The sequence below is a fragment of the Mycobacterium paraense genome (assembly GCF_002101815.1).
Lineage (GTDB): Bacteria > Actinomycetota > Actinomycetes > Mycobacteriales > Mycobacteriaceae > Mycobacterium > Mycobacterium paraense.
Genome location: NZ_LQPM01000013.1, coordinates 187,763 through 211,323, shown reverse-complemented (window position 1 = coordinate 211,323; position 23,561 = coordinate 187,763). Strand labels below are relative to the sequence as shown.

General features: G+C 70.2%; 23 protein-coding genes and 1 pseudogene. 10 read left to right on the top strand and 14 right to left on the bottom strand.

Annotated elements, in window-relative coordinates:
• Nucleotides 1–12: 12 nt before the first annotated feature.
• The 5 genes from AWB89_RS13045 to AWB89_RS13025 all read right to left on the bottom strand — a co-directional run bounded on the left by AWB89_RS13045 (nucleotide 13) and on the right by AWB89_RS13025 (nucleotide 4,609).
• Nucleotides 13–981: a glycosyltransferase gene (locus AWB89_RS13045; protein ID WP_174627830.1), complete on the bottom strand. Its 969-nt coding sequence runs from the start codon at nucleotides 979–981 to the stop codon at nucleotides 13–15.
• A 298-nt stretch (nucleotides 982–1,279) separates the two neighbouring features.
• Complete coding sequence (locus tag AWB89_RS13040) at nucleotides 1,280–2,335, bottom strand: DNA topoisomerase IB (protein ID WP_085174092.1); 1,056 nt, start codon at nucleotides 2,333–2,335, stop codon at nucleotides 1,280–1,282.
• Nucleotides 2,336–2,443: 108 nt separating this feature from the next.
• Nucleotides 2,444–2,842 carry a heme-binding protein gene (locus AWB89_RS13035; RefSeq protein ID WP_085103672.1) on the bottom strand — a complete coding sequence of 133 codons (399 nt, stop codon included), beginning with the start codon at nucleotides 2,840–2,842 and terminating at the stop codon, nucleotides 2,444–2,446.
• Nucleotides 2,843–3,122: 280 nt separating this feature from the next.
• Entirely contained in the window at nucleotides 3,123–3,596 is a 474-nt protein-coding gene (locus AWB89_RS13030) for an STAS domain-containing protein (protein WP_085174090.1), read from the bottom strand.
• Between the two features lie 191 nt (nucleotides 3,597–3,787).
• A complete protein-coding gene (locus AWB89_RS13025; RefSeq protein ID WP_085174087.1) occupies nucleotides 3,788–4,609 on the bottom strand; it encodes an SDR family oxidoreductase in 822 nt (273 codons plus the stop codon).
• A 180-nt stretch (nucleotides 4,610–4,789) separates the two neighbouring features.
• On the opposite strand from AWB89_RS13025, the gene mbp1 reads away from it, so the two are divergent.
• Together mbp1 and AWB89_RS13015 are read left to right on the top strand one after the other, a co-directional pair.
• A complete protein-coding gene (mbp1, locus tag AWB89_RS13020; RefSeq protein ID WP_085103666.1) occupies nucleotides 4,790–5,026 on the top strand; it encodes a microaggregate-binding protein 1 in 237 nt (78 codons plus the stop codon).
• Nucleotides 5,027–5,142: 116 nt separating this feature from the next.
• A complete protein-coding gene (locus AWB89_RS13015) occupies nucleotides 5,143–5,430 on the top strand; it encodes a DUF3349 domain-containing protein (RefSeq protein WP_085174085.1) in 288 nt (95 codons plus the stop codon).
• Nucleotides 5,431–5,439: 9 nt separating this feature from the next.
• Here the strand turns inward: AWB89_RS13015 and AWB89_RS13010 are convergent, their stop codons facing one another.
• Genes AWB89_RS13010 through AWB89_RS13000 form a run of 3 tightly spaced genes read right to left on the bottom strand, consistent with a single transcriptional unit; the run spans nucleotide 5,440 to nucleotide 7,943 of the window.
• A complete protein-coding gene (locus AWB89_RS13010) occupies nucleotides 5,440–6,204 on the bottom strand; it encodes an endonuclease/exonuclease/phosphatase family protein (protein WP_085174082.1) in 765 nt (254 codons plus the stop codon).
• A gap of 3 nt (nucleotides 6,205–6,207) precedes the next feature.
• Nucleotides 6,208–7,002, bottom strand: coding sequence for a PIG-L deacetylase family protein (locus tag AWB89_RS13005; protein ID WP_085174080.1), 795 nt, complete (start codon nucleotides 7,000–7,002; stop codon nucleotides 6,208–6,210).
• Nucleotides 6,999–7,943, bottom strand: a complete 945-nt coding sequence (locus AWB89_RS13000; protein ID WP_085174078.1) for an acyl-CoA dehydrogenase family protein — start codon at nucleotides 7,941–7,943, stop codon at nucleotides 6,999–7,001. The genes AWB89_RS13005 and AWB89_RS13000 overlap by 4 nt, the downstream gene beginning before the upstream one ends.
• Before the next feature lie 179 nt (nucleotides 7,944–8,122).
• Here AWB89_RS13000 and AWB89_RS12995 point away from each other — a divergent pair, with 179 nt between their 5' ends.
• The gene (locus AWB89_RS12995; RefSeq protein ID WP_085174076.1) at nucleotides 8,123–8,698 is read left to right on the top strand and encodes a nucleotidyltransferase; all 576 of its coding nucleotides are present in this window, start codon (nucleotides 8,123–8,125) and stop codon (nucleotides 8,696–8,698) included.
• 7 nt (nucleotides 8,699–8,705) lie between these two features.
• Here the strand turns inward: AWB89_RS12995 and AWB89_RS12990 are convergent, their stop codons facing one another.
• Both AWB89_RS12990 and AWB89_RS12985 read right to left on the bottom strand, forming a co-directional pair.
• A complete protein-coding gene (locus AWB89_RS12990) occupies nucleotides 8,706–8,963 on the bottom strand; it encodes a DUF7218 family protein (RefSeq protein ID WP_085174074.1) in 258 nt (85 codons plus the stop codon).
• Between the two features lie 29 nt (nucleotides 8,964–8,992).
• Nucleotides 8,993–11,112: pseudogene (locus tag AWB89_RS12985) on the bottom strand (catalase).
• A 98-nt stretch (nucleotides 11,113–11,210) separates the two neighbouring features.
• On the opposite strand from AWB89_RS12985, the gene AWB89_RS12980 reads away from it, so the two are divergent.
• Genes AWB89_RS12980 through AWB89_RS12970 form a run of 3 tightly spaced genes read left to right on the top strand, consistent with a single transcriptional unit; the run spans nucleotide 11,211 to nucleotide 14,879 of the window.
• Nucleotides 11,211–12,230, top strand: coding sequence for a chemotaxis protein CheB (locus tag AWB89_RS12980; protein ID WP_085103648.1), 1,020 nt, complete (start codon nucleotides 11,211–11,213; stop codon nucleotides 12,228–12,230).
• Entirely contained in the window at nucleotides 12,223–12,984 is a 762-nt protein-coding gene (locus tag AWB89_RS12975) for an STAS domain-containing protein (protein ID WP_085174072.1), read from the top strand. The genes AWB89_RS12980 and AWB89_RS12975 overlap by 8 nt, the downstream gene beginning before the upstream one ends.
• Before the next feature lie 53 nt (nucleotides 12,985–13,037).
• Nucleotides 13,038–14,879, top strand: a complete 1,842-nt coding sequence (locus AWB89_RS12970) for a CheR family methyltransferase (RefSeq protein WP_085174524.1) — start codon at nucleotides 13,038–13,040, stop codon at nucleotides 14,877–14,879.
• Nucleotides 14,880–14,933: 54 nt separating this feature from the next.
• Here the strand turns inward: AWB89_RS12970 and AWB89_RS12965 are convergent, their stop codons facing one another.
• Complete coding sequence (locus AWB89_RS12965; RefSeq protein ID WP_085174070.1) at nucleotides 14,934–15,803, bottom strand: chemotaxis protein CheB; 870 nt, start codon at nucleotides 15,801–15,803, stop codon at nucleotides 14,934–14,936.
• Nucleotides 15,804–15,965: 162 nt separating this feature from the next.
• Between AWB89_RS12965 and AWB89_RS12960 the strand changes: the two genes are divergently transcribed.
• Nucleotides 15,966–17,114, top strand: coding sequence for a glycosyltransferase (locus tag AWB89_RS12960; RefSeq protein WP_085174068.1), 1,149 nt, complete (start codon nucleotides 15,966–15,968; stop codon nucleotides 17,112–17,114).
• A 28-nt stretch (nucleotides 17,115–17,142) separates the two neighbouring features.
• The gene (locus AWB89_RS12955; RefSeq protein ID WP_241520485.1) at nucleotides 17,143–18,225 is read left to right on the top strand and encodes a helix-turn-helix transcriptional regulator; all 1,083 of its coding nucleotides are present in this window, start codon (nucleotides 17,143–17,145) and stop codon (nucleotides 18,223–18,225) included.
• Between the two features lie 15 nt (nucleotides 18,226–18,240).
• Here the strand turns inward: AWB89_RS12955 and AWB89_RS12950 are convergent, their stop codons facing one another.
• The gene (locus AWB89_RS12950) at nucleotides 18,241–19,191 is read right to left on the bottom strand and encodes a helix-turn-helix transcriptional regulator (RefSeq protein ID WP_158089825.1); all 951 of its coding nucleotides are present in this window, start codon (nucleotides 19,189–19,191) and stop codon (nucleotides 18,241–18,243) included.
• A gap of 61 nt (nucleotides 19,192–19,252) precedes the next feature.
• On the opposite strand from AWB89_RS12950, the gene AWB89_RS12945 reads away from it, so the two are divergent.
• Entirely contained in the window at nucleotides 19,253–19,690 is a 438-nt protein-coding gene (locus tag AWB89_RS12945) for an SRPBCC family protein (RefSeq protein WP_085174061.1), read from the top strand.
• 10 nt (nucleotides 19,691–19,700) lie between these two features.
• Here AWB89_RS12945 and AWB89_RS12940 read toward each other — a convergent pair whose 3' ends face one another.
• On the bottom strand, nucleotides 19,701–21,059 hold the full coding sequence (locus AWB89_RS12940; protein ID WP_085174522.1) for a flavin monoamine oxidase family protein: 1,359 nt from the start codon (nucleotides 21,057–21,059) through the stop codon (nucleotides 19,701–19,703).
• A 159-nt stretch (nucleotides 21,060–21,218) separates the two neighbouring features.
• On the opposite strand from AWB89_RS12940, the gene AWB89_RS12935 reads away from it, so the two are divergent.
• Nucleotides 21,219–22,184, top strand: a complete 966-nt coding sequence (locus AWB89_RS12935; protein WP_085174059.1) for an alpha/beta fold hydrolase — start codon at nucleotides 21,219–21,221, stop codon at nucleotides 22,182–22,184.
• Here AWB89_RS12935 and AWB89_RS12930 read toward each other — a convergent pair.
• Entirely contained in the window at nucleotides 22,179–23,525 is a 1,347-nt protein-coding gene (locus tag AWB89_RS12930; RefSeq protein ID WP_085174056.1) for a flavin monoamine oxidase family protein, read from the bottom strand. The two genes, AWB89_RS12935 and AWB89_RS12930, sit on opposite strands and share 6 nt — an antisense overlap.
• Nucleotides 23,526–23,561: the final 36 nt, after the last annotated feature.

Below are 23,561 nucleotides of genomic sequence, written 5' to 3'. Positions count from 1 at the left end.
GCTCCCTTCTGGTCAACTGCACTGCTCGGAGATCACTTGGTCCCACTCGGACAGAAAGCGCTCCAGTCCGAAGCGGGCGGTGGCGAATTCGCGTGCCGCCTTGCCCGCGGCCACCGCGGTCGCGTGGTCGTTCAGGAAGTCCCGCAAGCCACGGCCCAGGGCCACGAGATCGGCGCTGACGACGCCCGCCTCGCCCGGCACCACCAGCGGGGCCATCGTGGTGCCGACGGCGACCACCGGCATCCCGAGGAACATCGCCTCGATGAGCGACAGGCCCAGCGAGGTCCAACGGGCGGTGTGCAGGTACACACGCCGCCGGGCGATCTGATCCCACAACTGCGGCGCCGCGACGTCACCGCGCCCGCTCACCGCGCCGCGGTTGGCGTGCAGCGACTCCGTGCCGATGCCCCAGACGTCGATCTGCGCGTAGGCCGACAGCGGTTCCAACAGGTCGGCACCGACGGTGCGGCCGCGGCGCAGCGGTTCGTTGATCATGGTGGCGGCCCTCAGCACCTCGCCGGTGTAGCGCGGCCCCGGGTCGGCCATGCCGTGGTCGATCACTCGGGTGGGGGCCCTGCCGTTGTCCCACATCAGCCGGTTGAAGTCGGTGACGTGCACCAGGGGGATGTCGCCGCGGTCGGCGAGCGGGTGCCGGCTGCGTTCGGCGTGCGGCCGGGGGGCGTTGTGCTCGACGTAGACCGCGGGCAGGTCGGCGCCGGGTCGCCGGCCCGCCCACCGGGCCACCAGCGCGGCCTCGTGGGGACGCTGCAACACGACGAGGTCGATGTCCTGTTGGCCCAGCCCCTGCAGGGCGATCTCCCGCGCGTTCGGCCATGACCGCCCGGCCAGCCCCACGCCATCGGCGCCGCCGTCGGCGGCGACCGGGATCAAATACCTGTGCCGTCCCGCGACGAACGCCTGCGTCCAGGACCCATGGACGTGCCAGATGAGCACATTTTTCTGGGAGCCTGATTCCAGCATGGCGAGCGAAATACCCTATAGGTCATTACATAAACGCCGCCTCCGCGGCCCTGGCGCGGTGCTGAAAATGGCTTATTCGACATCTCGGCGCGCCAATTGGATTGCACCGCAACTTCTTTGGCTGAGTCGGCCGACGGCTCGCGCGGCCGGGCCATCCATTCTGCGAACTGCTGGCGGCGGGCGCGAGGCCCGCCCGTGATGCGGCGCATCCTGGGAGCACGCCCCGGTTCGCCGCGCGGTCCCGAGAGAAACACTTCGCTATGTGGATATGCGGCCGGTGTCCCGCCGCCGCGTCGGGTCAGGCGGTCCTGGGCAGCGCGGAGGAACCGGATGCGCTGTGGCCCTTGGCAACTCGGCGTATCAGCATGCGGGTCGCCTTCTCCAGGATTTCCTGCGCCGCATCCGGCCGCCGCGCGCGCTCCGCGCGGCGTACCGCCGCTTCGATCGTCAGGCCCTGCTCGTAACCGGTGACGACGCGCGGGTCCACGTAGGATCCGCGCGCCACCGCCGGGGTGTTGCCGAGCTCCTCGGCGACCTCCTTCATGACGGCGGACTCGACGCGCTTGACCACCCGCTGCGAGACGGGCGGGTCCGCGTCGGCGAACGCCGCGGCGGCCAGTACCGTGCCGTGCCAGGTCCGCAGATCCTTGACGGTGTACTCGTCGCCGACCATCTCCTTGAACCGGGCGTTGAGGTCGTCGGAGCGGATGTCGACCCAGCCGGATTCGCTGCGACACACCAGCAATCGGTCGGTGCGTTCCGGGCGGCGCATCAGGGCCCGCACCGCCCGGACGATTTCGGCGTCCTCGATTTCCACGGTCCGCCGCACCCCGCTTTTGGCCGGGAAGTCGAAGGCCACCGCGTGGCGGCGCACCGTCACGTGGCTGCACAACAGGGTGGCCAGACCATAGGACTCGTTTTCCTCGGCGTACTGCTCACCGCCGGCGCGAAAGTAACCGCGGTCGAGCAGGCGCAGCGCGACGGCGAGCACGCGCTCTCGGGTTAAGCCGCGGCGCGACAGGTCTTTTGCGATGCGCGCGCGCCACATCGGCAGCTGCACCGAGAGCTCCAGCACCCGGTCGAACTTCTCCTCGGCGCGCTCCTGCTGCCAAGCCGTGTGGTAGAGGTACTGGCGGCGGCCGGCCGCATCTGTGCCGACCGCCTGGATGTGACCGTTCGGGTGCGGCGAGATCCACACCTTCTTCCACGCCGGCGGAATGACGAGATCCTTGATGCGCGCCAGGGTTTCCGGGTCGGACAGCCGGTTGCCGTCGGGGTCGTAGTAGGCGAAGCCCTTGCCCCGGCGTTTGCGTGCGATCCCCGGCTTGCCGAGATCGCTGCGTCGCAGCCGCACCGTGCCCTCCAGTCCCGTTGGTTGACTGGACAATTACCCGCGGGCCCGCGACGCGAAACGACCCGCCACGGCGCCGTGGCGGGTCGTTCGTCCCATCGTCAGCGGGGATCAGCCGGCCATGAACTCCTGGTAGGCCGACTCCAGGGTCGGCGGCAGCGCCTTGACGTTGCACTGCCGCTCGGTGTCGCCGATCGGCGCCAGGATGCCCCGCAGGTCGTAGTACTGCTGCGGGTGGGAGGTGAAGTAGCCGCGCAGGCTGGACGCGGCCTCGGGCCGCGGCTGGCCGAAGGCGGCGGTGACCGCCTCGTTGGCGTCCGGGTGAGCGGCCAGGTACTGCTGGGCCGCGCCCTGCGCCGAGGTGACGGTCGCGTTCACACCGCCCGGGCTGCAGTCGGGTGCTGCCGCCGCCGAAGGGGCACCGATGATGCCCATGGTCAATCCCCCGAGCAGGAAGCCCGCGCTGATGCCGGCGACTCGCCGGCGCGCGACGATACTGCTGTTTTTCATGATTGGTGTTGTCCTTCGAAATACATGTGCATGACTTGCGATGGAGGTTCCCGAGCCCTCGAAAACCAAAGTAGCGGAAGCGAACAGTGGCACCGTCGGCCCGAATCGGGCGATCAGCGCCGCGCGCCGCCCGACGCCGCCGGCGAGCGCGTTTTTGCTAAGCGGGCAAGCAAATTTGCCCGCCAATGCTGAGAATTCTTAGAGAACGGCACCGGATCTTAAGCAATCGTGATCCGGATCGTGACGAAACCGTGACCTCGTCGGCGGGCGTAACGGCCGGTTAGCGCGCCTCGCGCTGGGGCTCGCCCTGGCGGGCCAGCCCGGTGAGGAGCCGGCGGCGCGCATGGATGAACTCGTGGGTGTTTTGCAGCGCCTCGGGCACCGAATCGACCACCGGCAGGCCGTGGTCGCTGACGACGCGGGTCAGCCTGCGCAGGGCCGCCCCGCTGACGACGTTGTTGTGCAATTGGGCCTCGCGGTGCTCCTCGTCGAGCATCAGCAGCACCCGCAGCCCGGCGCTGCCCAGGAACTCCAGCTGGCTGATGTCGAGCACCAGTGGGGCCTTGAGCCGCGCGAAGCGGCGAACCACCTGGGCGACGAGCTCGGCGTTGGCGGCGTCGATCTCCCCGTCGATGCGCAGGACCGTGGCCAGGCTGCGCGCGTGAACGTGCACCTGCGCCCCGGCGCAATCGATCACGTAGCGATTGCGCGGTTCCCCGCAGCCGTCGGGTCTGAAGTCGGGTGAAGAAGTCATGTGTGTACGCCCCTCAATGCAGTGAGTAGGGCGAGCGATCGCGGTGTCCTACACGCCGCTCGTAAATACGGCAGCTGTGGATTCAACTAGACACGAGCCTAGCTGGCCCGGCGGCGGCCGGCAGCGCGAACGTCGATAACCGCGACGACCCCGCCGCGAAACGTTCGTTTCCCGGCCAGGGTTCAGGCTTTTCAGGTCTTGGACAAATCCCGCAGTCGCGGCCTCGCCTGCGCGGCGGAATCGCCGTCGGTGGCGGCCGGGGCCAGGGTGTGCAGCCAAGTGTCGACGTCGGGGCCGACGACCACCGCGTCGTCGGAAGCCAGCAGCGCCCCGGACCCGAGTGCGTCGAGGGCGGGCTGCACGGCGCGGACGGGACGGTTGTCGCCTTGTCGGGCAAGCACTTTCGACGTGAGATCCGGCAGGTGGACGGCTTCGGGGCCGGTGACGGTGCGCGGCGCATGCGTCTGAGCCAGCGCCGCCTCGACGAGCACATCGGCGACGGTGTCGGCGGCGATGGGCTGGATCAGCCAGTCCTGGACGACCACCTCGCCGTCGCGCAAACTCACCGCGGCGGGGTTGGTGGCGAACTCATACCACTGCGTCGATTTCACGATCGTCACCGGGACCGGGCCGTCGAGCACAATGGCCTTTGCCGCCCGCTTGGCCTCGTAGTACTCAAACCCGTCGAACACCGGGTCCTCCACGCCGGCGACGGTCAGGACGACCAGCCGCTGGATGTCCCGGGCGGCGCACGCGCCCACGACGTTGCGGGTGGCGGTGGCCACCGTCTGCATGATGCTGGACCCTTTATCCGCCGGCATCGGGTTGGAGACGTCGATCACGACGTCCACCCCGTCCAGCGCCTCGAACAGCCCCCGCCCGGACACCACATCGACTCCGTGGCCGCGCGAAACCTCGACGACCGCGATGTCGCGTGCCTTCAACCTGGCCACAACGCGGGAGCCGGCCGTGCCGGTCGCCCCGATGACAGCGATGGTGCTCAGTGACGCCACCCCCCTTCCCTGGTCGACGGCTGGTACTACCCGGAAACCGGGTTCTCAAACAAGATCGTCGCGCGACGAAGCGCCGGGTGATCATGCGCACAGGATCGGCGCGGGGGTGTTTGGCCGCGTGCCGTACGGGAAGCCGGTAGTTGCGAATCAAGACGTAACCACCGAAAGGGAGGTCGACCCATGGGGGATGACAAGAGCGGACCGCAGGAAGCCGTCAAGGGCGCCGTCGAAGGCGTCAAGGGCAAGGTCAAGGAGGTTGGCGGAACCGTCACCGGCCGCGACGACCTCGTCCAGGAGGGCCAGGCGCAGCAGGACAAGGCCGACGCCCAGCGCGACGCGGGCAAGAAGGAGGCCGAGGCGGAGTCGGCGCGCGCCGGCGCGAAGGCCGCCGAGGAGCGCCAGAAGGACAACCAGTAGCTCGATTCACCAGGGGGTCCGGTCCGCACGTCGGGCCGGGCCCCTTATTTTTTGGTTTCAACTCGGCTCGCCGGGTTATTCCGCAAGAACCGAGCCGGTGGTGGGAGGGGTGGACGATGGGCTTGCGCGGCGGCGTGTCGAGCATCGTGGCGTTCCTGCGCGCCGGTTACCCGAGCCACGCGCCCGCCGTCGGGTATGCGCCGTTGTTGGCGCTGATGCCGCGGCGGGTCTGCCATGACGAGGTCTCGATGATCGCGACCACTTTGATCGGCCGCCGGCGCCGACCCATCGACAACGCGGACGTCGGCGTGGAGATCACCCGCGTCACCGACGAGATGCCCTCGCTCGAGGACATCGACCGCGTGCAACGCCGGCTGGATGCGATGCGCCGGGCCGGCGGGTAAGCGCAGCGCTCAAGCGCGTTCCAGGTCGACGACCAGCGGCCGGTGATCGGAGATCGGCATCACCTCGGACTGGACCGCGCCGCCGCGCAGGCCGGCGTCGTCGGTCAGGATGTGGTCCAGCTGGCGGTGCGGGGTCTGGGCGGGAAACGTGGCGGCCACGGCCAGCGGTCGCATGCCCGACCAGCGGCGCACCGCGTCGGGCGTCATGTTGAGGTCGCCGGTCAGCAGCCGGGGACCGGGGAAGCCGCGCAGGTCGTGGATCAGCCGGCGCAGCTGGCGCCGATTCCACCCGGGCACGAAGGACAGGTGCGTGTTGGCCACCGTCAGCCCGCCCGCCGGGGTGTGCAGTTGCGCGATCACCGCCGCCCGCGGTTCCTCGTCGACGACCATCACCCGGTTCGGCCCCGGCAGGTACATGGGAAACCGCATCGGAATCCGCGGCAGCCGCACCACCTGCCAGCTGGCCGCCGGAAACCGGGACAGCAGCGCGATCCCATAGGCGGCCGTCCCGGGTTGTTCCTGGCCGGTGGCGGCCATCCACGTCGCTCCCGGGGTGCCCGAGATCGCGGCCACGAACCGGTGCTCCACCGCTCCCATCGCCTCCGCGGCCACCGCGGTGAGGTCGGCGAGCGAGGACCGCGGCTGGTCGCAGTCGACCTCCTGCAGGGATAGCACGTCGGCATCCAGGCGGCGCACGCAGTCCGCAAGCCGCTCGGGGTGCACTCCGTTTCCAAGGGTGCGGCCGTGCAGGATGTTGAAGGTCGCGACGCGCATCGGCTAGCTGAACACCACTTCGCCGACGGCGAGCAGGCGCTGCAGCACGAAGGCCGGCAACACGGGCGCGACGCCTACGCCGCCGGGCTCGAGCTGGCTGCGGAAACAGTGGGCCGCAAGGCGTTTGCGCTCGAGCGCCCGACCGGGAACCCGCACGGACCTGGCCCGGTCCCATGGCACCGCGGGATCGGCCGGGCTGGCCCAGTGCCACATCCACACCGGGTATTCGAGCAGCCGCACGCCGGTGCGCTCGCAGGCCGCCGCGGCCGCGCGCCCCACCGCTTCGTGGTCCGGGTGCCCGTCGCCCCGCCAGGTGGCGGCGCACCAGGTCCCGGGCGCCGCGTCCGCGAGGATGTCCGTGAGCGAATCGGCGACGCTGCCCTCGTGGTCGGCCAGCTCACCGTCGGGCAGGCCCAGCGACACCGGCGCGGGAACACCCAAAACCGCTGCCGCCTTGCGTAATTCGTACCGGCCGGTGATTTCCGCGCGCGCCCGCTCCTGCGGCGTCGCGCCGGGCCGGGCCTCACCCCCGTCGCTGACCGTGACCACCCGGACGTCGACGCCCGCGCCGACCAGTTGCGCGATCGTCGCGCCGAGGCCCAGCGTCTCGTCGTCGGGGTGGGCCGCCACGACGACCAGCCCGGGGCAGGCGCTCAAATCCAGTGGCGGCGGCGCCTGGCCGTCGAGCGCGGCCAGCCACACCGGAACCGGGGTGCCGCCGCGGGTCAGCGGCTTGGCCGCGAACTTGGCGCGGTTGCTCGCGGGAAGGACGGCGTGGGGGCGCTCGATGGTGGTCATTGCGGCCGCCCGACGAGCCTGCCGAGCTCGGCCAGATCGCGCTCGGCGTGGCTTTGCCGGATGTAGATGGTCAGGTCGGCGACGCGCTGAGCGTGCCGGCCGTCCTGGCACAGCGGGCCGGGCCCCAGGGCGCGGCCGGTGCGCGTGATGGCCTCGTCGGCGGCGTGTTCCACCACCGTGCGGGCGCGGCGAGCCAGGAGTTGCGCGGTGTTGGACCGGTCGAAGGGGTCCGAGTCGATCTGCATCGCCGCCGCGGCCAGGATCGCGTCGCCCGCGGCGAGCGCGGCGTCCACGGCGCCCAGGTGCGCCAGCGAATAGGCGTCGGCCGATTTGCTTGTGGCGCAGCGATACAGCGGCTCGGCGACCCGGCGCGCGCCGCCCAGCCAGCATGCGGCCACCCCGATCGCGCCGTGCCAGAATCCCGGCCGATTGAAGTACCCGTCGGGATCACCCACGGCGACGGCCTGGGCGTTGGTGAACTGCACCGCCCTGGTGTCGCTGCCGGCCATCCCGACGTTCCACCACGTGGTGGGCAGCGCCTTGACGGCGGGTTCGGTGATCGACACCGCGAACAGGCCGCGCCTCCCGTCGTCGAGCCGGGCGGTCACCAGCGCGTGGGTGCAGAAGCCGGCGCCCGCACACCACACCTTGGTGCCGTTGAGGACGACGGCGCCGCCGCTGAGGCTGGTGGCGATCAGCGCGGTGTCGGGCGACTCCGCCGCCCACACGCCCCACAGCTGATCGGAATCGGGCGGCTTGCCGCCCAACTCGTGCAGAATCGCGACGGCGTCAATGTGGGACTCGGCGATCCGCGCCGCGACGATGTCGTCTTCAGCTAACCGCGCCAGGCGCTGCCAGCGTTCGGCGGTGCGGCCCGACGCGGGCAGCGGCAGCTCGAGTCGTCCCGACTCCAGCCAGTGCTTCACCAACCCCGCCGTCACGCGTTATCACCCGCCGCCGATCTCTCCAGGGCCGCGCGGGCGCAGTGAGCGGGGGACAGGGCGGCTGACATAACACAAAGACTTGCCAGTCTGGCGCCCGCTTAAACTGTCGACAACCGATGTTCCCCCGCTCCTCGGCCAGGTTGCACACCCCGGCGGCCGGGTATCACCTAGGCACCATGACACCGATCGAAACGCCCACCGATCTGCCGGGTTCCTGCGCGCGCCTGCGAGAGGCGTTGCGCCACGCGGCGTCGGCGCTCAAGGAGAACGGGCCGCGTTTCGCCTTGGCCGGTACCTATGCGCTGTGGGCGTTCGGCGCGCCCGAACCCAGCCACGACGTCGATCTGGTGGTGGCCGAGTCCGACGTGGCCAGCGCCGAGGCCACGCTGGCCAAAGCCGGATTCACCATCGAGCACCCGCCGGAGGATTGGCTGTTCAAGGCGCGCGATGGCGACACGGTGGTGGACGTCTTGCATCGCATCAACGGCGAACGCGTGGAGCCGGCGACGCTGGACCGCGCCGAGCAGCGCGACGTGTTGGCGATCGCCATGCCGGTGCTCCCGCCCACCATGGTGGTCGTCCAGAAACTGCGTTCCCTGGGCGAACATCACTGCGACTTCGCGAAGCTGCTGCCGGTGGTGCGGGCGGTGCGCGAACGGCTGGACTGGGCGCAGATCAGGGCCGAAACCGCCGACAACGATTACGCGGTCGCGTTTTTGGTGCTGGCCGACCGGCTCGGCCTCACCGGTTGAGCGCCGGTCAGTGGTTGCGCAGTTTGGCGACCAGTTTGTCCTTGGTCAGGCTCGAATAGCCGGACATGCCAAGCTCTTTGGCCTTCTTCTTCAGCTGCGGGACCGTCCAGTCCGCGTACGAGCCGGATTTGCCGCCCTTGCGGCTGACCGACGACTTGCCCCGGCCGGCGGCCGCATTGGAGATCCGCGCCGCCTTTTCCTTGGATTCGCCCTTTTTGCGCAGATCCTGATACATCTTTTCGTTCTTGATCGAGGAACGTGGCATGGTTCATCCTCCTTTGCAAAACCCCGGTGCTAGGCCGGCACCGGGTCGGTTTGGCGTTCCCAGCAACGGTGCCGGGCCAGCGCGGCGGCCAATTCCGCGGCGAACTCGTCGGGAAGCTCGTTGGCGGCGGCCTTGGTGGTCACGACGGACCGGTCGCTGACGACGTCGGTGTCCTGGTCGCCTTCCGAGGCGATGCGGGCGTCGATATTGGCCGCGCGCAACAGCTTGATCCCGGCGCCGTACGCGCCGATCGGCTTGAGGTGTTTGTAGGCCTCGACCACGAAGTGCACGGCGTAACCGTCCTGGGAAAGCGTTTCCACCGAGTCCGGGCCGCACGCCACCACCACCGCGTCGTAGAGGACCGACGCCATCGTCGTGAACGCCCGGTCGACGGGCAGCTCGCCGCCGGACCCACCCCGCAGGGTGCCGCCGGCCACCGGGGCCAGCACCTCGACCGTCGCACCGCGCTCGTCCATCAGCTCCCTGAGGCGTTGCGTTCCAACGACATCCACGCCGTCGGCGGCCAGGACGGCGATCTTGCGCGTGGCGATGCTGTCGCTCTCGCCGATCTGGGACAGGGCCGGCGACGCGGTCACCTCGCCATCGGGTGCCTCGTCGGGCGGCTCCGGCAGCCCGAGTTTCGCCGCCACCCGGGTGGCGAGGTCATGGTCGACGCGGGCGAGCTGGGCCACCACCGCCGAGCGGATGTCGGGCACCTCCACCTTGCCGAGTTCGAACGCGAACGCGGCGACGATGTGTTCGGCCTCGACCGGCGACATGCTCTTCCAGAACATCCGCGCCTGGCTGTAGTGGTTCTCAAAGGACTTGGCGCGCTTGCGCATTGCCTCGCCGTCGATCCGCTGCGTGTAATGGCGGAAGACGCCGTCATCGGCCAGCGCCGGGCAACCGCCGCCGACAGTGTTTTTGTAGTAGCTGGAGCGGCCCTGCGGGATCGCGTGCTGGGAGTAGCCGTCCTGCTGATTGTTGCGGACGTCGGCCACCGGCCGGTTCACCGGCAGCTGCGCGAAGTTCGGGCCGCCCAGGCGGATCAGCTGGGTGTCGAGGTAGGAGAAGTTGCGGAACTGCAGCAGCGGGTCGTTGGTGAAGTCGATGCCGGGCACCACGTTCGCGGTGTGGAAGGCCACCTGCTCGGTCTCGGCGAAGAAGTTGTCCGGGTTGCGGTTCAGCACCATCTTGCCCACCGGCCGCACCGGAACCTGTTCCTCGGGAATGAGTTTGGTGGCATCGAGCAGGTCGAAGTCGAAGTTGAACTCGTCGGCCTCGGCCACCAGCTGCACCCCGAGTTCCCACTCGGGATACTGGCCGGACTCGATGGCCTCCCACAGGTCGCGCCGGTTGTAGTCGGGTCCTTGCCGGCGATCTTTTGGCATTCGTCCCAGACCAGCGAGTGCACGCCCAGGCGCGGCTTCCAGTGGAACTTCACGAAAGTGCCCTCGCCGCGGTCGTTTACCAGGCGGAAGGTGTGCACGCCGAAACCCTGCATCATGCGGTAGCTGCGCGGCAGCGCGCGGTCTGACATCAGCCACATGATGGTGTGCAGGGTCTCGGGCTGCAGCGCCACGAAGTCCCACAGCGTGTCGTGGGCCGAGGCCGCCTGCGGAATCTCGTTGTGCGGCTCGGGTTTCACCGCGTGCACGAAGTCGGGGAACTTGATGCCGTCCTGAATGAAGAAGACCGGAAAGTTGTTGCCCACCAGGTCGTAATTGCCCTGCTCGGTGTAGAACTTGGTGGCAAACCCGCGCACGTCGCGGACGGTGTCGGCCGAACCGCGCGAGCCGGCCACCGTGGAGAACCGCACGAACACCGGGGTCCGGGTGCCCGGCGAGGTGAGGAACTTCGCCGCCGTGTACTCGGCCAGCCAGTCGTCGTACGGTTCGAAGAACCCGTACGCGCCGGCGCCCCGCGCGTGCACCACGCGCTCGGGAATGCGCTCGTGGTCGAAGTGGGTGATCTTCTCGCGGGCGTGGAAGTCCTCCAGCAGCGTGGGGCCCCGCTCGCCGGCGGTCAGCGAATCGTCGGTGTGATCGACCCGGACGCCCTGCTGGGTCGTCAGGTAGCCGGTGTCGCGGCGGACCCGCGACGGCTCCAGATCGCGCTGCTTTTGATCGGACGTGTTGTTGGTGTCCATAGCGCTCGGTTACCACCGCGCATCCGCGGTAAACCCGGCCCGATCGGTCCCTATCCACCTGCCACGCGGTTACGTACCCTTGACAGGGGTAGTCGAGGGTGGTGATTGACGCGACCAACGAAGAGAACGGCCTGCGCGGCGTGGTCGCGATAGGCGCCTCGGCGGGCGGCGTCGAAGCGCTCTCGCGTTTGGCCGCCGGCCTGTCGGCGGATCTGCCGTACGCCTACCTGATGGTGCTGCACGTCCCCGCCGGCGCGCCGAGCGTCCTGGCGCGCATCGTCGATCGCAGTGGGCCGCTGCCGGCGATGGCGGCGAAAGACGGTGAGCCCTTGGAGCCGGGCCACATCTACGTGGGCAGGCCGGACCGCCACCTGCTGGTCGCCGACCATCGGCTGATGTTGTCGCAGGGCCCGACCGAGAACGGGCATCGACCCGCGATCAACGCGCTGTTCCGCTCGGTCGCCGTGACGTTCGGTCCCCGCGCGGTCGGTGTCCTGCTCTCGGGCGTGCTCGACGACGGCGTGCTGGGGCTGGGGGCGATCCGTTCGCGCGGCGGCACCACCATAGGGCAGGCACCGGAGGACGCGCTGTTCGCGGCGCTGCCGACCAACGCTCGCGACGCCGGCGTGCTGGATCGGCAGGCCACCGCGGCCGAGATCGGTGCCGTGCTCAAGGAGCTGTCCCAGAAAGAAATCAAGGAAACGACCATGGAACCCGACGCGGCGCTGGAGCTGGAGAACCGTATTGCCATGGCGTCCCGGTTCGCCACCGACTTTGACACACAGGAGCTGGGGGCGCCCTCGGGCTACACGTGCCCGGACTGCAACGGCTCGCTGATATCGATCACCGAGGGTCACTTCCGCTGCCAGGTTGGTCACGCCTGGACGGCCGATGCCCTGCTGGCAGCGCGGGACGACGAGGTCGACGGCGCGCTCTGGATCGCGCTACGCAGCCTGCAGGAAAAGGTCAGGCTGGCCCGGCGCATGGCCGGCAGGGTGGGCGACGGTCCGCTGTCCCGGCACTACAACAACCTGGCGGACGAAAGTGAACGGGCGTTGAGCGTGCTCAGTGAGCGGCTTGCGGCCAACGCCCCCGAACGAGGTGATGCAAGTGCCTGACTCCGGGTCGACGATCCGCATCGACGCGGCGGCGCCTCGGCAGGATGTACCCATCCTGGTGCTGGACGGTGTGCTGGACAGCTCCACGTATCGGAGCGTGCGCGACACGGTGATCAAGGCCGCGCTCGACGAGCCGCGCGCGGTCATCGTTGACGTCAACCGCCTGTCCGTCCCGTCCTCGTCGGCCTGGACCGTGTTCACCAGCGCCCGCTGGCACGTGAGCGTCTGGCCGGACATTCCCATCCTGCTGGTGTGCGGGGAACGCCGGGTGCGCCGAGCGATCGCCGCGTCCGGTGTGACCCGGTACGTGCCGGTGCATCCCAACCTCGATTTGGCGCTGGAAGCCCTCCGCAACCAGCCACTACCCGTCCGCCGGCGCGCGCGCAGCGAGCTTCCCCCCACCCGGGTCGGCGTCGGCCTGGCCCGCGCGATGATCACCGATTGGCTCACCGAGTGGGATATAGCCGACCTCGCTCCCGTAGCGTCCACGGTGGGCACCGTCTTTGTCGAGAACGTCCTCGACCACACGGAGAGCGCCCCGGTGCTGATCGTCGAGAGCTATCGGGAGACCGTCACCGTCGCGGTCGAGGATGGCAGCGAGCACCTGCCGGGGCGGCACGAAGACGCCCATCGCGGCGCCGAAATCGTCTCCGGCCTGGCCATCGTGTCCGCGCTGTGCCGAGCCTGGGGCGCCACCCCGACGTCGTCGGGCAAGACGGTGTGGGCACTGGTCGGTCGCGAGAATCAGCTGTAACACAGCGAGTAGTGTTCGAATCCGACAACGAACGCGCTTTCGAACGGACGTTGATGGACGCTACGACTGACGAGGCCTTCGAGGCCTTGTTGCGCTACATGCGGGATTCCCGCGGGTTCGACTTCACCGGCTACAAGCGCACGTCGCTGATGCGCCGGGTGCGGCACCGCATGGATCAGGCGGGCTACAGCACCTTCGAGGAGTACCTCGACGTGCTGCAGGCCAGCTCGGATGAATTCGCGGCGCTGTTCAACACCATCCTCATCAACGTCACCGCGTTCTTCCGAGACCCCGATGCGTGGGATTTCATCGCCGCCGAGGTCATCCCGCGGATGCTGGCCGAGCGCGGGCCCGACGACCCCATCCGGGTGTGGAGCGCGGGATGCGCGTCGGGGCAGGAGGCGTACACGCTGGCCATGCTGCTGGCCGAGGCGCTGGGCCCCGACGCCTTCCGTCAGCGGGTCAAGATCTACGCCACGGATATCGACGAGGAGGCGCTCTCCGAGGCGCGCGCGGCGTCCTACGACGCCAAGGCCATCGAGTCGGTGCCGGCGGACTTGTTGGCGCGCTACTTCGAACAGGCCAACAGCCGCTACGTCTTCCACAAGGATTTGCGCCGCGCGGTCATCTTCGGCCGCAACGACCTGGTCAAGGACGCCCCCATTTCGCGCGTCGATCTGCTGGTCTGCCGCAACACCCTGATGTACCTCAACGCCGAGACGCAGCGAAACGTGGTGGGGCGCTTGCATTTCGCGCTCGCGCCCCAGGGCACACTGTTCCTCGGGCACGCCGAGATGCTGCTGAGCCACAGCGACCGCTTCTCGCCGCTGAACCTCAAGAACCGCATCTTCCGCAAGGTCCCCGGCGGGCAGGGCGCGGTAGAACGCTACGACCCGGCCGCCGCGTTCTACGAACGCCACGGCGACCTGCCGGGATTGACGACGGTGCGGGACTTGGCTTTTCGCGCCAGCCCCGTGGCCCAGATCGTGATCACCGGCGAGGACACCGTCGCGATGATCAACCAGCAGGCGGAGAACATCTTCGGGTTGTCGGCCCGGGACATCGGCCGGCTGCTACGCGACCTCGAGGTGTCCTACCGGCCGGTCGAGCTGCGCGCCTACCTGGAGCAGGCCAAGGTGGAGCGGCGCTCGACGCGGATTCCGGACGTCAAATGGCAGCGGCCGGGCGCGGAGACGGTGTGGTTCGAGATCCACGTCAATCCGCTCGTCGACGCCGAAAACGGGCTGCTCGGCGTGTCGATCGTGTTCTTCGACGTGACCGCGACGCGCGCGCTGCTGGACAAGGTCGTCCAGACCAACCGCCAGCTGGAGGCCGCGTACGAGGAGCTGCAGTCCACCAACGAGGAACTCGAGACCACCAACGAGGAGCTGCAGTCCACGGTGGAGGAGCTCGAGACCACCAACGAGGAGCTGCAGTCCACCAACGAAGAGCTCGAGACGATGAACGAGGAGCTGCAGTCCACCAACGACGAGCTGCACACCATCAACGACGCGCTGCGGGAACGCAGCGTGGAACTGGACGATGCCACGAACTTCCTGGATTCGCTGATCAACTCGGTTCAGCTGGGGATGGTCGTGGTGGACCGCGAGATGCGGGTGGTGGTGTGGAACCGCGGCTGCGAGGACCTCTGGGGCTTGCGGTCCGACGAGACGACGGGGACCCGCCTGACCGGGCTGGACATCGGGCTGCCGCTGGACAGCGTGCGCCCGTTGATCGGTAACGCCTTCGTCGACCCGGACAGCTCCGGCGAAACGGTGGTGGACGCCGTCAATCGGCGCGGGCGGCAGGCCCGGGTGCGGGTCGTGTGCACCTCGTTTCGGTCGACCGACGGGACGGTCGGCGGCGCACTGTTGCTCATGGAGGTCGTGGGCTGATCCTGATGGTGGCGACCCGCAGCGCCCGGCTACACCGGGCTCGCGATCGCCACTTCAGTGCCCCCACCGCGCGGCCGCCTCCGACGCCGCCTGATGGGCGAGTTGCGCTCGGCGCAACGACTCTTGGGCCCTGCGCCGCGCGAGCGCCACGGTCCGCGGGGTGGCACCGAAGCCCTCGGACAGGTCGCGCCGCCGGCGCGCCAGCTCGGCCGCGCGTTGCCGGGCGATCTCGGCGCGGGCGGCCGCGTTGTTGGGTATGCGGTTCGGCAGGATTTGCGATTCCGCTTCCGCGAGGCTCGGTGTGTCGCCATCGCCCTCGATCGGGCGCGGCGGCGAGGGCACGCGCACCCCACCCGCGACGATCTCGGCCAGGGCGTGCCCGATCTCGTGGATCGGCAACACCTCGTCGGCGCCGGCCCGGATGGCCGCGAGCGGGAGCGACGCGTATTGGGCGGTGTCCGGGCTCTGGGCGATGACCATGCCGCCGGCCCGCTTCATCGCGACCGCACCGACGGCGCCGTCCTGTCCGGAGCCCGACAGCATGACCGTCACGCTGCGCGCGCCGTACGACTTGGCCAGCGATGTCAGCAGCACGTCGAAGCGCCGCTCGCCGAGGGTCGCCAGCTCATGCAGGCGACAGCGGCCGTGGGGCGTCAGCTCCAGGTGCACGCCCGGCGGGCAGACCACCACCTCTCCCGCCGCGACGGCCTGGCCGTCCCGCACCCAACTGACCGGATGGGGCGTCTGCCTGGCCAGGATCGTCGGCAGCACGCTGCTCAGGCCGCCGAGGTGCTGCTGCACGACCACGCCCGCCCGGAACTCGGTCGGCAAATCGTGCAGAACGATGGACAGCGCGTCCAGGCCGCCGGCCGAGGCCAGCAGGACCACCAGCTCGACCGGCGGGCGCGCGGGGTCGGACGTCATCTTCTCAGTGTCCTCCGGTGGGTGGCCGCATCCCAACCGCCGTGAGGTCCGGCAGGCGAAACGACGGAGCCGCCCGGCGAAGCGGGCGAACGTGCGGTTTCGTTTCGGTCCGACCGGGTAGCACATTCTGTACTGGTTTCGTCGGCTCGGGAGGGGGTCCTGGTGAAGATCGCGATCGTCACCGGTGATGACCTCGCCGCCGACGACCCGCAACTGCTGTGTGCCGCGCTCGCGTCCCGGGGACACCAGGCCACCACCTACGTCCGCCAACCCGCCCGGCGCCCCGCGAAGGTGATCCGCGTCGGTCCCCGGGCGGCTTCCCCCGCCCCGGACGTGCTGCCGTATGTCGGCGAATGGGCGGCCGCCCTCGAGCGCCTATGGGCGTCGGACGCACCCGACGTCGTCCACGCCTACGGCTGGCTGGGCGGGCTGGCCGCCCAACTGGCGGCGCGCCGCCAGGGGCTACCGACCGTGCAGAGTTTCCTGGGGCTCGCCGTGACGTCACGAGCGGCGGCGGGGCAGCCCCTCGAGAGCGAACGAGAACGCATCGAGCCGCTGTTGGCGCGCGGCGCGGCGTGGGTGACCGGCGAATGCGGTGCCGACGTCGACGTGCTGGCCCGGTTGCGGCACGGCCGGGCCCGGGTGTCGAGCCTGTGCGGCGGCGTGGACGTCGAGCGGTACAGTCCCGTCGGCCCCGCCGCCCCGCGAAACGGCCTCCATCGAGTGCTCTGCATGGCGCCTGACCCCTTGGAACACAACGGGATTGACGTCGCGATCCGGGCGCTCCCCAGGGTGCTGGGTGCGGAGCTGGTCATCGCCGAGACCGCCGACGACGGCCCCGGCCGGGACGAGGCGCGGGCCGAGCTCGAAGGCCTGGCCGCCGAGCTGGGCGTCTCCGACCGCGTCCGATTCGCGGGCCCGGTGGGCGGCGACGATTTGCCCTCGCTGTTGCGGTCCGCCGACGTCGTCGCGTGCACGCCACGGCGGCCGCCGCGGGCCACCCCGGCGCTGCAGGCCATGGCCTGCGGCGTGGCGGTGGTGACGCTGCCCGTCGGCGTCCTGGCCGACGCCGTGGTCGACGGGGTCACCGGGCAGGTGCTGACGCAGCGCAGCCCCGCGGCGCTGGCCGCGGCCCTGAGAAGCCTTCTCGCGCAAAGCTTCCACTGCGAGAGCATGGGAGCGGCCGGTCGAAGCCGCGCGGTGTCGCGCTTCACCTGGGACCGGATCGCGCTCGACGCGCTGAACATCTATCGGCAGTTCGTACCGCAACATCGCGTGCTCGCGGAGTTCGAGCAGACGGGCGCCCGGTGATGGCATCGTTGACGACCCCCTATTCGCTGTGCCCCCCCCGGTGACCGCCATCGCCGACGCAGCGGACGGCTTCGTCGTCGGCGCGGCCGGGGAGCCCAATGCGATCCAGGTCGATCTGCGTCCCACCCGTGATGACACCCTCGCGCCCGACGTGCCGGCCGCGAGTCCGTCTGCGGTTCGGTACGAGCAATTCCGCATCCTCGAACCGGAGGCCATCCGCCGGTTCTACGCCGGCGCTTACACGCCCGGCTGGCGCGTCGGCGGGATGACGAGCCGCTCGACGGTCACCCACCGGCGTTGTTCGACGGCTTCGATGGCGATCGACGAGGTGACGATCCACGATCAGCTGATCTTGGAAATCCCGCCCGCCGACACCGTTGTCGTGATCCAGCCCCGTGCGGGGGCGTTGTCCGTGACGGGTGGGCCCTTCCCCAGCGTCGATTGCCCCATCCTGGTCGCCCACGGCATGTCGTGCGCGCTCCGGGTGAGCGGCGCGCGGTTCGACGTCGTGAGCATCGCGCCGGACGCGCTGCACCGGGTCGCCGCGGACGGGCACGCCCCGCCGTCGCACCAGGTCCGGTTCCTGAACTGGCGCCCGCGCTCGCGCGGCGCCGTGCGCGCCTGGCATCGGGCGCTGGACTACGTGACCGCGACGCTGGCCGCGCCGGACACCGCCCAGCAGCCGCTGATCGTGGCCGCGCTGGCCCCGTTGTTGGCCGGCGCGCTGCTCGAGTGCTACCCGTCCAACGCAACCGAGCAGGACCTGGCCGGCGACCCCGCGCTCCCGGACGCCCTCAAGGAGGCGGTGGCCTTCATCCACCGTCATGCCGCCGGCGACGTGAGCATCAACGACATCGCCGGCGCGGTCCACCTCACCCCCAGGGCGGTGCAGTACCTCTTCCGGCGCCAGCTCGATACCACGCCCACCGAATACGTTCGCCGTGTTCGGCTGCACCGCGCGCACGACGAGCTGATCGCCGCGGCGCCGTCCAACAGCACCGTCACCGAGATCGCGCAGCGTTGGGGCTTCGCGCACACCGGCCGCTTCGCGGTGCTGTATCGGCAGACCTACGGCCAGAGCCCGCACACCACGCTCAAACAGGTGACGTAGCTGTCGATCGCGGCGTCAGTCGCGCAGCGTGGTATGCGGGCTTTGCCCGTAGACCTGTCGGTAGTAGACGGCGAACCGGCCGGTGTGCGCGAACCCCCATTTGGCCGCGATCTGCGCGACCGTGCTGTGCGCCCGGCTGGCGGCCAGCAGATCCTGGTGCGCGTGGTGCAGCCGGATCCGGCGCAGGTATTCCATTGGCGTGCAATCGCGGTGGCGACGGAACATCAGCTGGATCGCGCGCGGGGTGACGTAGGTGGCGCGGGCGATGTCGGCGACGGCGATGTCGGTGTCGGCGTGTTCCTCGATGAAGGCGATGGCGCGCCGCAGCAGTGCGGGCGTGGTGTCGCGCCGATCCTCGATCGTCGGATCCAGCAAAGCGTTGTTCGGGAAAGCGGCGAGCATGGTGGCCGCCAGGTGCTGCATCGCGGTGGCGGCGATCAGCGTCGCGCCCCCGGCCGCCGGGTCGATCGGCAGCCCGTCGCGCAGATAGTCCACGGCCCGCGCCACCTGCCGGCCGGCGGCCGCCGATATCGGTCGCGAGTCGGTCAATCGAATCCGGCCCGGCCGGCCGTCTTCGCCCGCCGCCACCCGGTCGAACAGCCCCCTGTCGACCGTGACAATGTCGCAGCGCGCGCGGCTCACGCGACCGCCGAATGGCACGTCGAGCGCGCCGATGGGCAGGATCTCCCCGGCGCCAACGGAATTCGTCGCCCCCGCCGGCAGGCGCTCCTCGATAAGGCCGGAACGCACCCGGCACAAAAAAATCTTTTCGGGCGGCTCGGCGTCGTAACTGAACTCGTAGCCCACCTCGGCGTCGTCGATGGTCAGCGGGCCCACCGAGGTCCTCGAAATTTTCATCCGGGTGGCATCGGCTGCCGTGCCGCTGATGCGCACGGCGGCGTAGGTCCGGCCAAGGATCTGCTCGGCCTCACCCAGGTCCTGCGTGTCCAACAACAGCGTTCTCATCGGCCACCGTCCGTTGACGCTACACAATGATGAGTCAGACACGGCGGCTAGCATGTGTGGGATGGTCCAGATCCACTTGGAACGAACGATCGCCGCGCCGCCGGAACGGGTATTCGACTGGCTGGCCGACCCGGTGAACCTGGCCGCCGCTCCGCTGGTCCTGAGGGCCGGGTACGCCAAGGATTCGCCGGGGCACCAGGCGGGCGCGCTGCGCGAGGTGGTCGGGATCGGCACCTGGTTCCGCGAGGAGTTCACGGCCTACGACCGGCCGCAGAGCTACTCCTACCTCATCCTCCGGTCTTTCCCACCGTTCAACCACGAGGGCGGCACGCTGACGTTCAGCGCCTCCGGTGACGGCACCCACGTCGACTGGCTGAGCAACTACACCCACCCGGCATGGGCCGGGGGAAAGCTGTTGGAGGCCCTCAGCTATCGGCTGCTGTGCAACAGCTTTGGCGCCATCCTCGACGCCTGCGCCCACGCGCTGGAAGGCGCGTAGCCACCCACCCTCAGCCGCTCCAGCGGCGCATCAACTGGGCGGCGGCGGTACGGCCGCTGACCACGGCGCCGGTCACGGTGGCCGGGTTGTTGACGCCCACGGCCTCACCGGCGAGGTAAAGCCGGTCGCCGATCGGTTCGGCCAGCCGGCGACGATCGCTCAGCCCGGAACCGGGGGCATGGAACGAATACGAGCCGAGCGCGTACGGGTCCGCGGCCCAGTTCGAGCTCCGGACCTCGACCGCCGAGACGTCGTCGCCGAACAGCCGGCGCGCGACGGGCAGCGCGCTGGACATCAGCTCCGTCGGCGACGCCGACTCCGCCCACCGGCCGCGCTCACCGGCGTTGAAGGCCAACACGATTGGCCCCGCGGCGCTGGGCAGGCTGAACCATTGCGACCAGGCGCCGGGCTCGGCGCCGATGTACTGGTAGAAGGCGTTCTCGACGTCCCAGCTGCGCCGGCTGAAACGGAAGAAGCTCTTGGACAGCACGCCGAAGCCGAGCGCGTTCACCGCTCGCAACTGGGGGTCGGGAAGCGGCGGATCGAAAGCGATCGCACCGGATTTCAGGACGCCCAACGGCACCGTGACGATCGCCGCGGGCCCCTCGAAGGAGCGGTTCTTGGCGCGCACGACGACGGAGTCCTCGCGCCGCGCGATCGCGGTGACCGGCGTCTTGAGCTGGATCTGCAGGCCCTCGGCGAGCAGCCGCGGCAGCGCGTCGTAGCCGCTCGTGACGACGTCCTGGTCGCCGCCGGCGTAGTCGCCGTGGTCAAAGGTGTTGGCCGACAGGTGATCCGCGCCCGCGGCGTATTCGTCCTCGATCTCGGTGGTGACGTAGAAACCCAGCTGCGCCCGGTCGGCATCGGAAAGCCCCGCGCGGGCGGCCGCGGCGTCCACCGCGGCGCCGAGGCTGCCGCCGTCGACGTGACCCCGGGCCCGCTTGACGAAGGTGCGCCAGGTGTCCGGGTCGTAGTCCAGCCGCGGGAGTCGCGGATCGACCGCGAGCTTCGCCCACCCGTAATAGTCGGTGGGGGCGAGCTGGGCCCGCGCCTGCCGGGCGAGCTCCATCAGCGGATTGTCCGTCGTGCCGTGGATCCAGGACGCGCCCATCTCCAGCGGCACGCCCCAGTCGCGGTCGGTGTGCACCCGCCCGCCGATGCGGTCGCGGGCCTCGATGACGCGCACCGGCCATCCCGCGTCGGCGAGGATGCGCGCGGCCGCCAGGCCCGCCATGCCGGCGCCCACGACGAGCACGGCCTTATTGTCCGACAGCGTGTCCGGAGCGGGCGGGGGACCCGACGCGCAGGCGGCCGCCAGCCCGCCGCCGGCCAGGCTCGTCGTGGCCGCGAGGAACTCCCGACGGGACATCGGGTACACGGCTGTCAGCGTCTCACAGGTTGTTGGACGATCGTGCCCAAATTGGCGGCGTGTAATGGGCCGTTTTCACCAGTTCGTCGTTGAGTGCGGGCTACACTTCGGCTACATCCGGAGTGCGGCGACGGGGCCGCGTTCGAAGGGGGAGCGGCGATGAGTGCTGTGTCATCGAATCGAACAGCTGAGCGGCTCCCCGACGACCTGCCGCCAAGCCGCGTCGTGACCGTGCGCGCCGTCGACGGAACCCGTTTGCACGCAGAGGTTTTCGGCCCGCCGGAGGGCTATCCGATCGTGCTCACGCACGGGATCACCTGCGCCATCCGCGCCTGGGGGCACCAGATCCGCGACCTGGCCACCGATTACCGGGTCATCGCGTTCGACCACCGCGGGCACGGGCGCAGCGGCGTCCCGCGCCGCGGCGGCTACAGCCTCAAACTCCTTGCCGCCGACCTGGATTCGGTGCTGGAGGCGACATTGGCGCCGCACGAGCGCGCTGTGCTGGCCGGTCACTCGATGGGCGGCATCGCCATCGCCGCCTGGTCCGCGCGGTATCGCCGGCAGGTCAGCCGGCGCGCCGACGCCGTCGCGCTGATCAACACCACCACCGGCGATCTGGTGCGCCAGGTGAAACTGCTGTCGGTGCCGCGCGGGCTTTCCGAGGCGCGAGTGCTGGCCGCCCGCGGCCTGATCACGGCGTTCGGCGGGTTTCCGCTGCCGCCCGGGGCCCGCATCCCCAGCCGCTACGTCGTCGCGATGCTGGCGGTCGGCCAGGACGCCGACCCGGGTGCCGCGCGCGTGGTCTACGACCTGTTCGCCCAGACCTCGCCGGCCGGGCGCGGCGGCTGCGCGAAGATGCTCGTCGGCGCGCTGGGGTCGCGGCATCTCGACCTCGACGGGCTGACGGTGCCGACGCTGGTCATCGGCAGCCAGCGCGACCGGCTGACGCCGATCGCGCAGTCCCGCCGGATCGCGCGCACGGCGCCCAACGTCGTCGGCCTGGTCGAACTGCCCGGCGGGCACTGCTCGATGCTGGAACAGCCGCGGGAGGTCAACCGGCACCTGCGGGCCCTGGTCGAATCGGTGGCCCGCGACGTGCGGGTGAGCCGGATCAGCTCATAGCCGGGCGGTGATCTCGGCGGCCGCCCGCTGGCCCGATCTGACAGCCCCGTCGAGGAAGCCGGTCCACTCGTCGGCGGTCTCGGTGCCGGCCCAGTGGATCGGCCCGACCGGCTCGCGCAGCCACGGCCCGAACCGGGTCCACGACCCCGGCGGCACCGCCGCGGTCGGGCCGCCCGGCGCGAAATGCTCTGCGCCCCAACGCTGGTCGACGTAGTCGAGGGGTTTGAGCGCTTCGTCGCCGAACAGCGACGCGAAGCAGCGCAGCGCGTCGCGGCGGCGCTGCTCGGAGGGCAGCGAGTCGAAGGCGCGGGCGTCGACGAAGCCCATCAGGATGCCCGGCCCGTCGGCGTGCGGGCTGACGTCGAAGGTGATGAACACCGGGCCCTGGTCGGAAAGCGCCTGCCCGGAGAACCCGTCGGCCCGCCAGAACGGTGTCTCGTAGGCGGCGTAGGCCTTGCTGAGCCGGCCCTGCGGCCAATTGCGGGCGAGTTGCTCGTACTCGTCGGGCAGCGGGGGAGCGAACTCGATCGACGCCCGGTGGGCCGGCGGGACGGCGACGATGACGAAGCCGGCCTCGGCCGAACCGGCGTCGGTGGTCACCGTGACCCCCGAGCCGTGCCGCTCGATGCGCCGCACCGGCGCGTTCAGCACCACGCGCTCACCCAGCTCGGCGGCCGCCGCCTCGGCGATCTGCTGGGTGCCGCCGGGGAAGCGGTCCTGCTGGGCGCCGTTTTCGACGTCGAGCAGCGGGTCCAGACCCCCGGCGGCGTGCACGTAGCGGGCGGCGTGCAGCATCGACACCTCGTCGGGTTCGCAGCCCCACGTCACCCGGGCCACGATGGCCATCAGGTCGTGCGAGGAGGCGCTGGCGCGCACCGAGCGCAGCCACCCGCCGAGCGACATGCCGTCCAGCTCGCGCGCGCGGCGCGCATCCCACGGCTCCGCCACCGGGACGCTGCGGGCGATCCGCTCGAATTGCCAACGGAGTCGGCCGATGTCGAGCAGCCCGGTCAGCGAGAGCTTGGGAATGGTGCCGTGGTACGGACGCGCCCAGCCGCGCCAGTGGATGACGTTCTTGCCGTCGTGGTGGGTCGGGGTCGTCGGGACCTCGAGCTCGGCGGCCAGCGCCAGGACGGCGTCCTGGGTCGGGCCCACGAAAGTGCCGCCCAGGTCGGCGGGCAACCCGGCGACGCTGCCGGTGAACGAGCGGCCGCCGACCCGGTCACGCCCCTCGAACACCAGCACGTCGTGGCCCTGTCGCGTCAGCTCGCGCGCCGCGGACAGCCCGGCAAAGCCGGCGCCGACCACGACCACGTCGACAACCGGCGGCGGCTTCGTCACGTCCCCTAGTCAACCGCATTTCGACGATTTCGTACG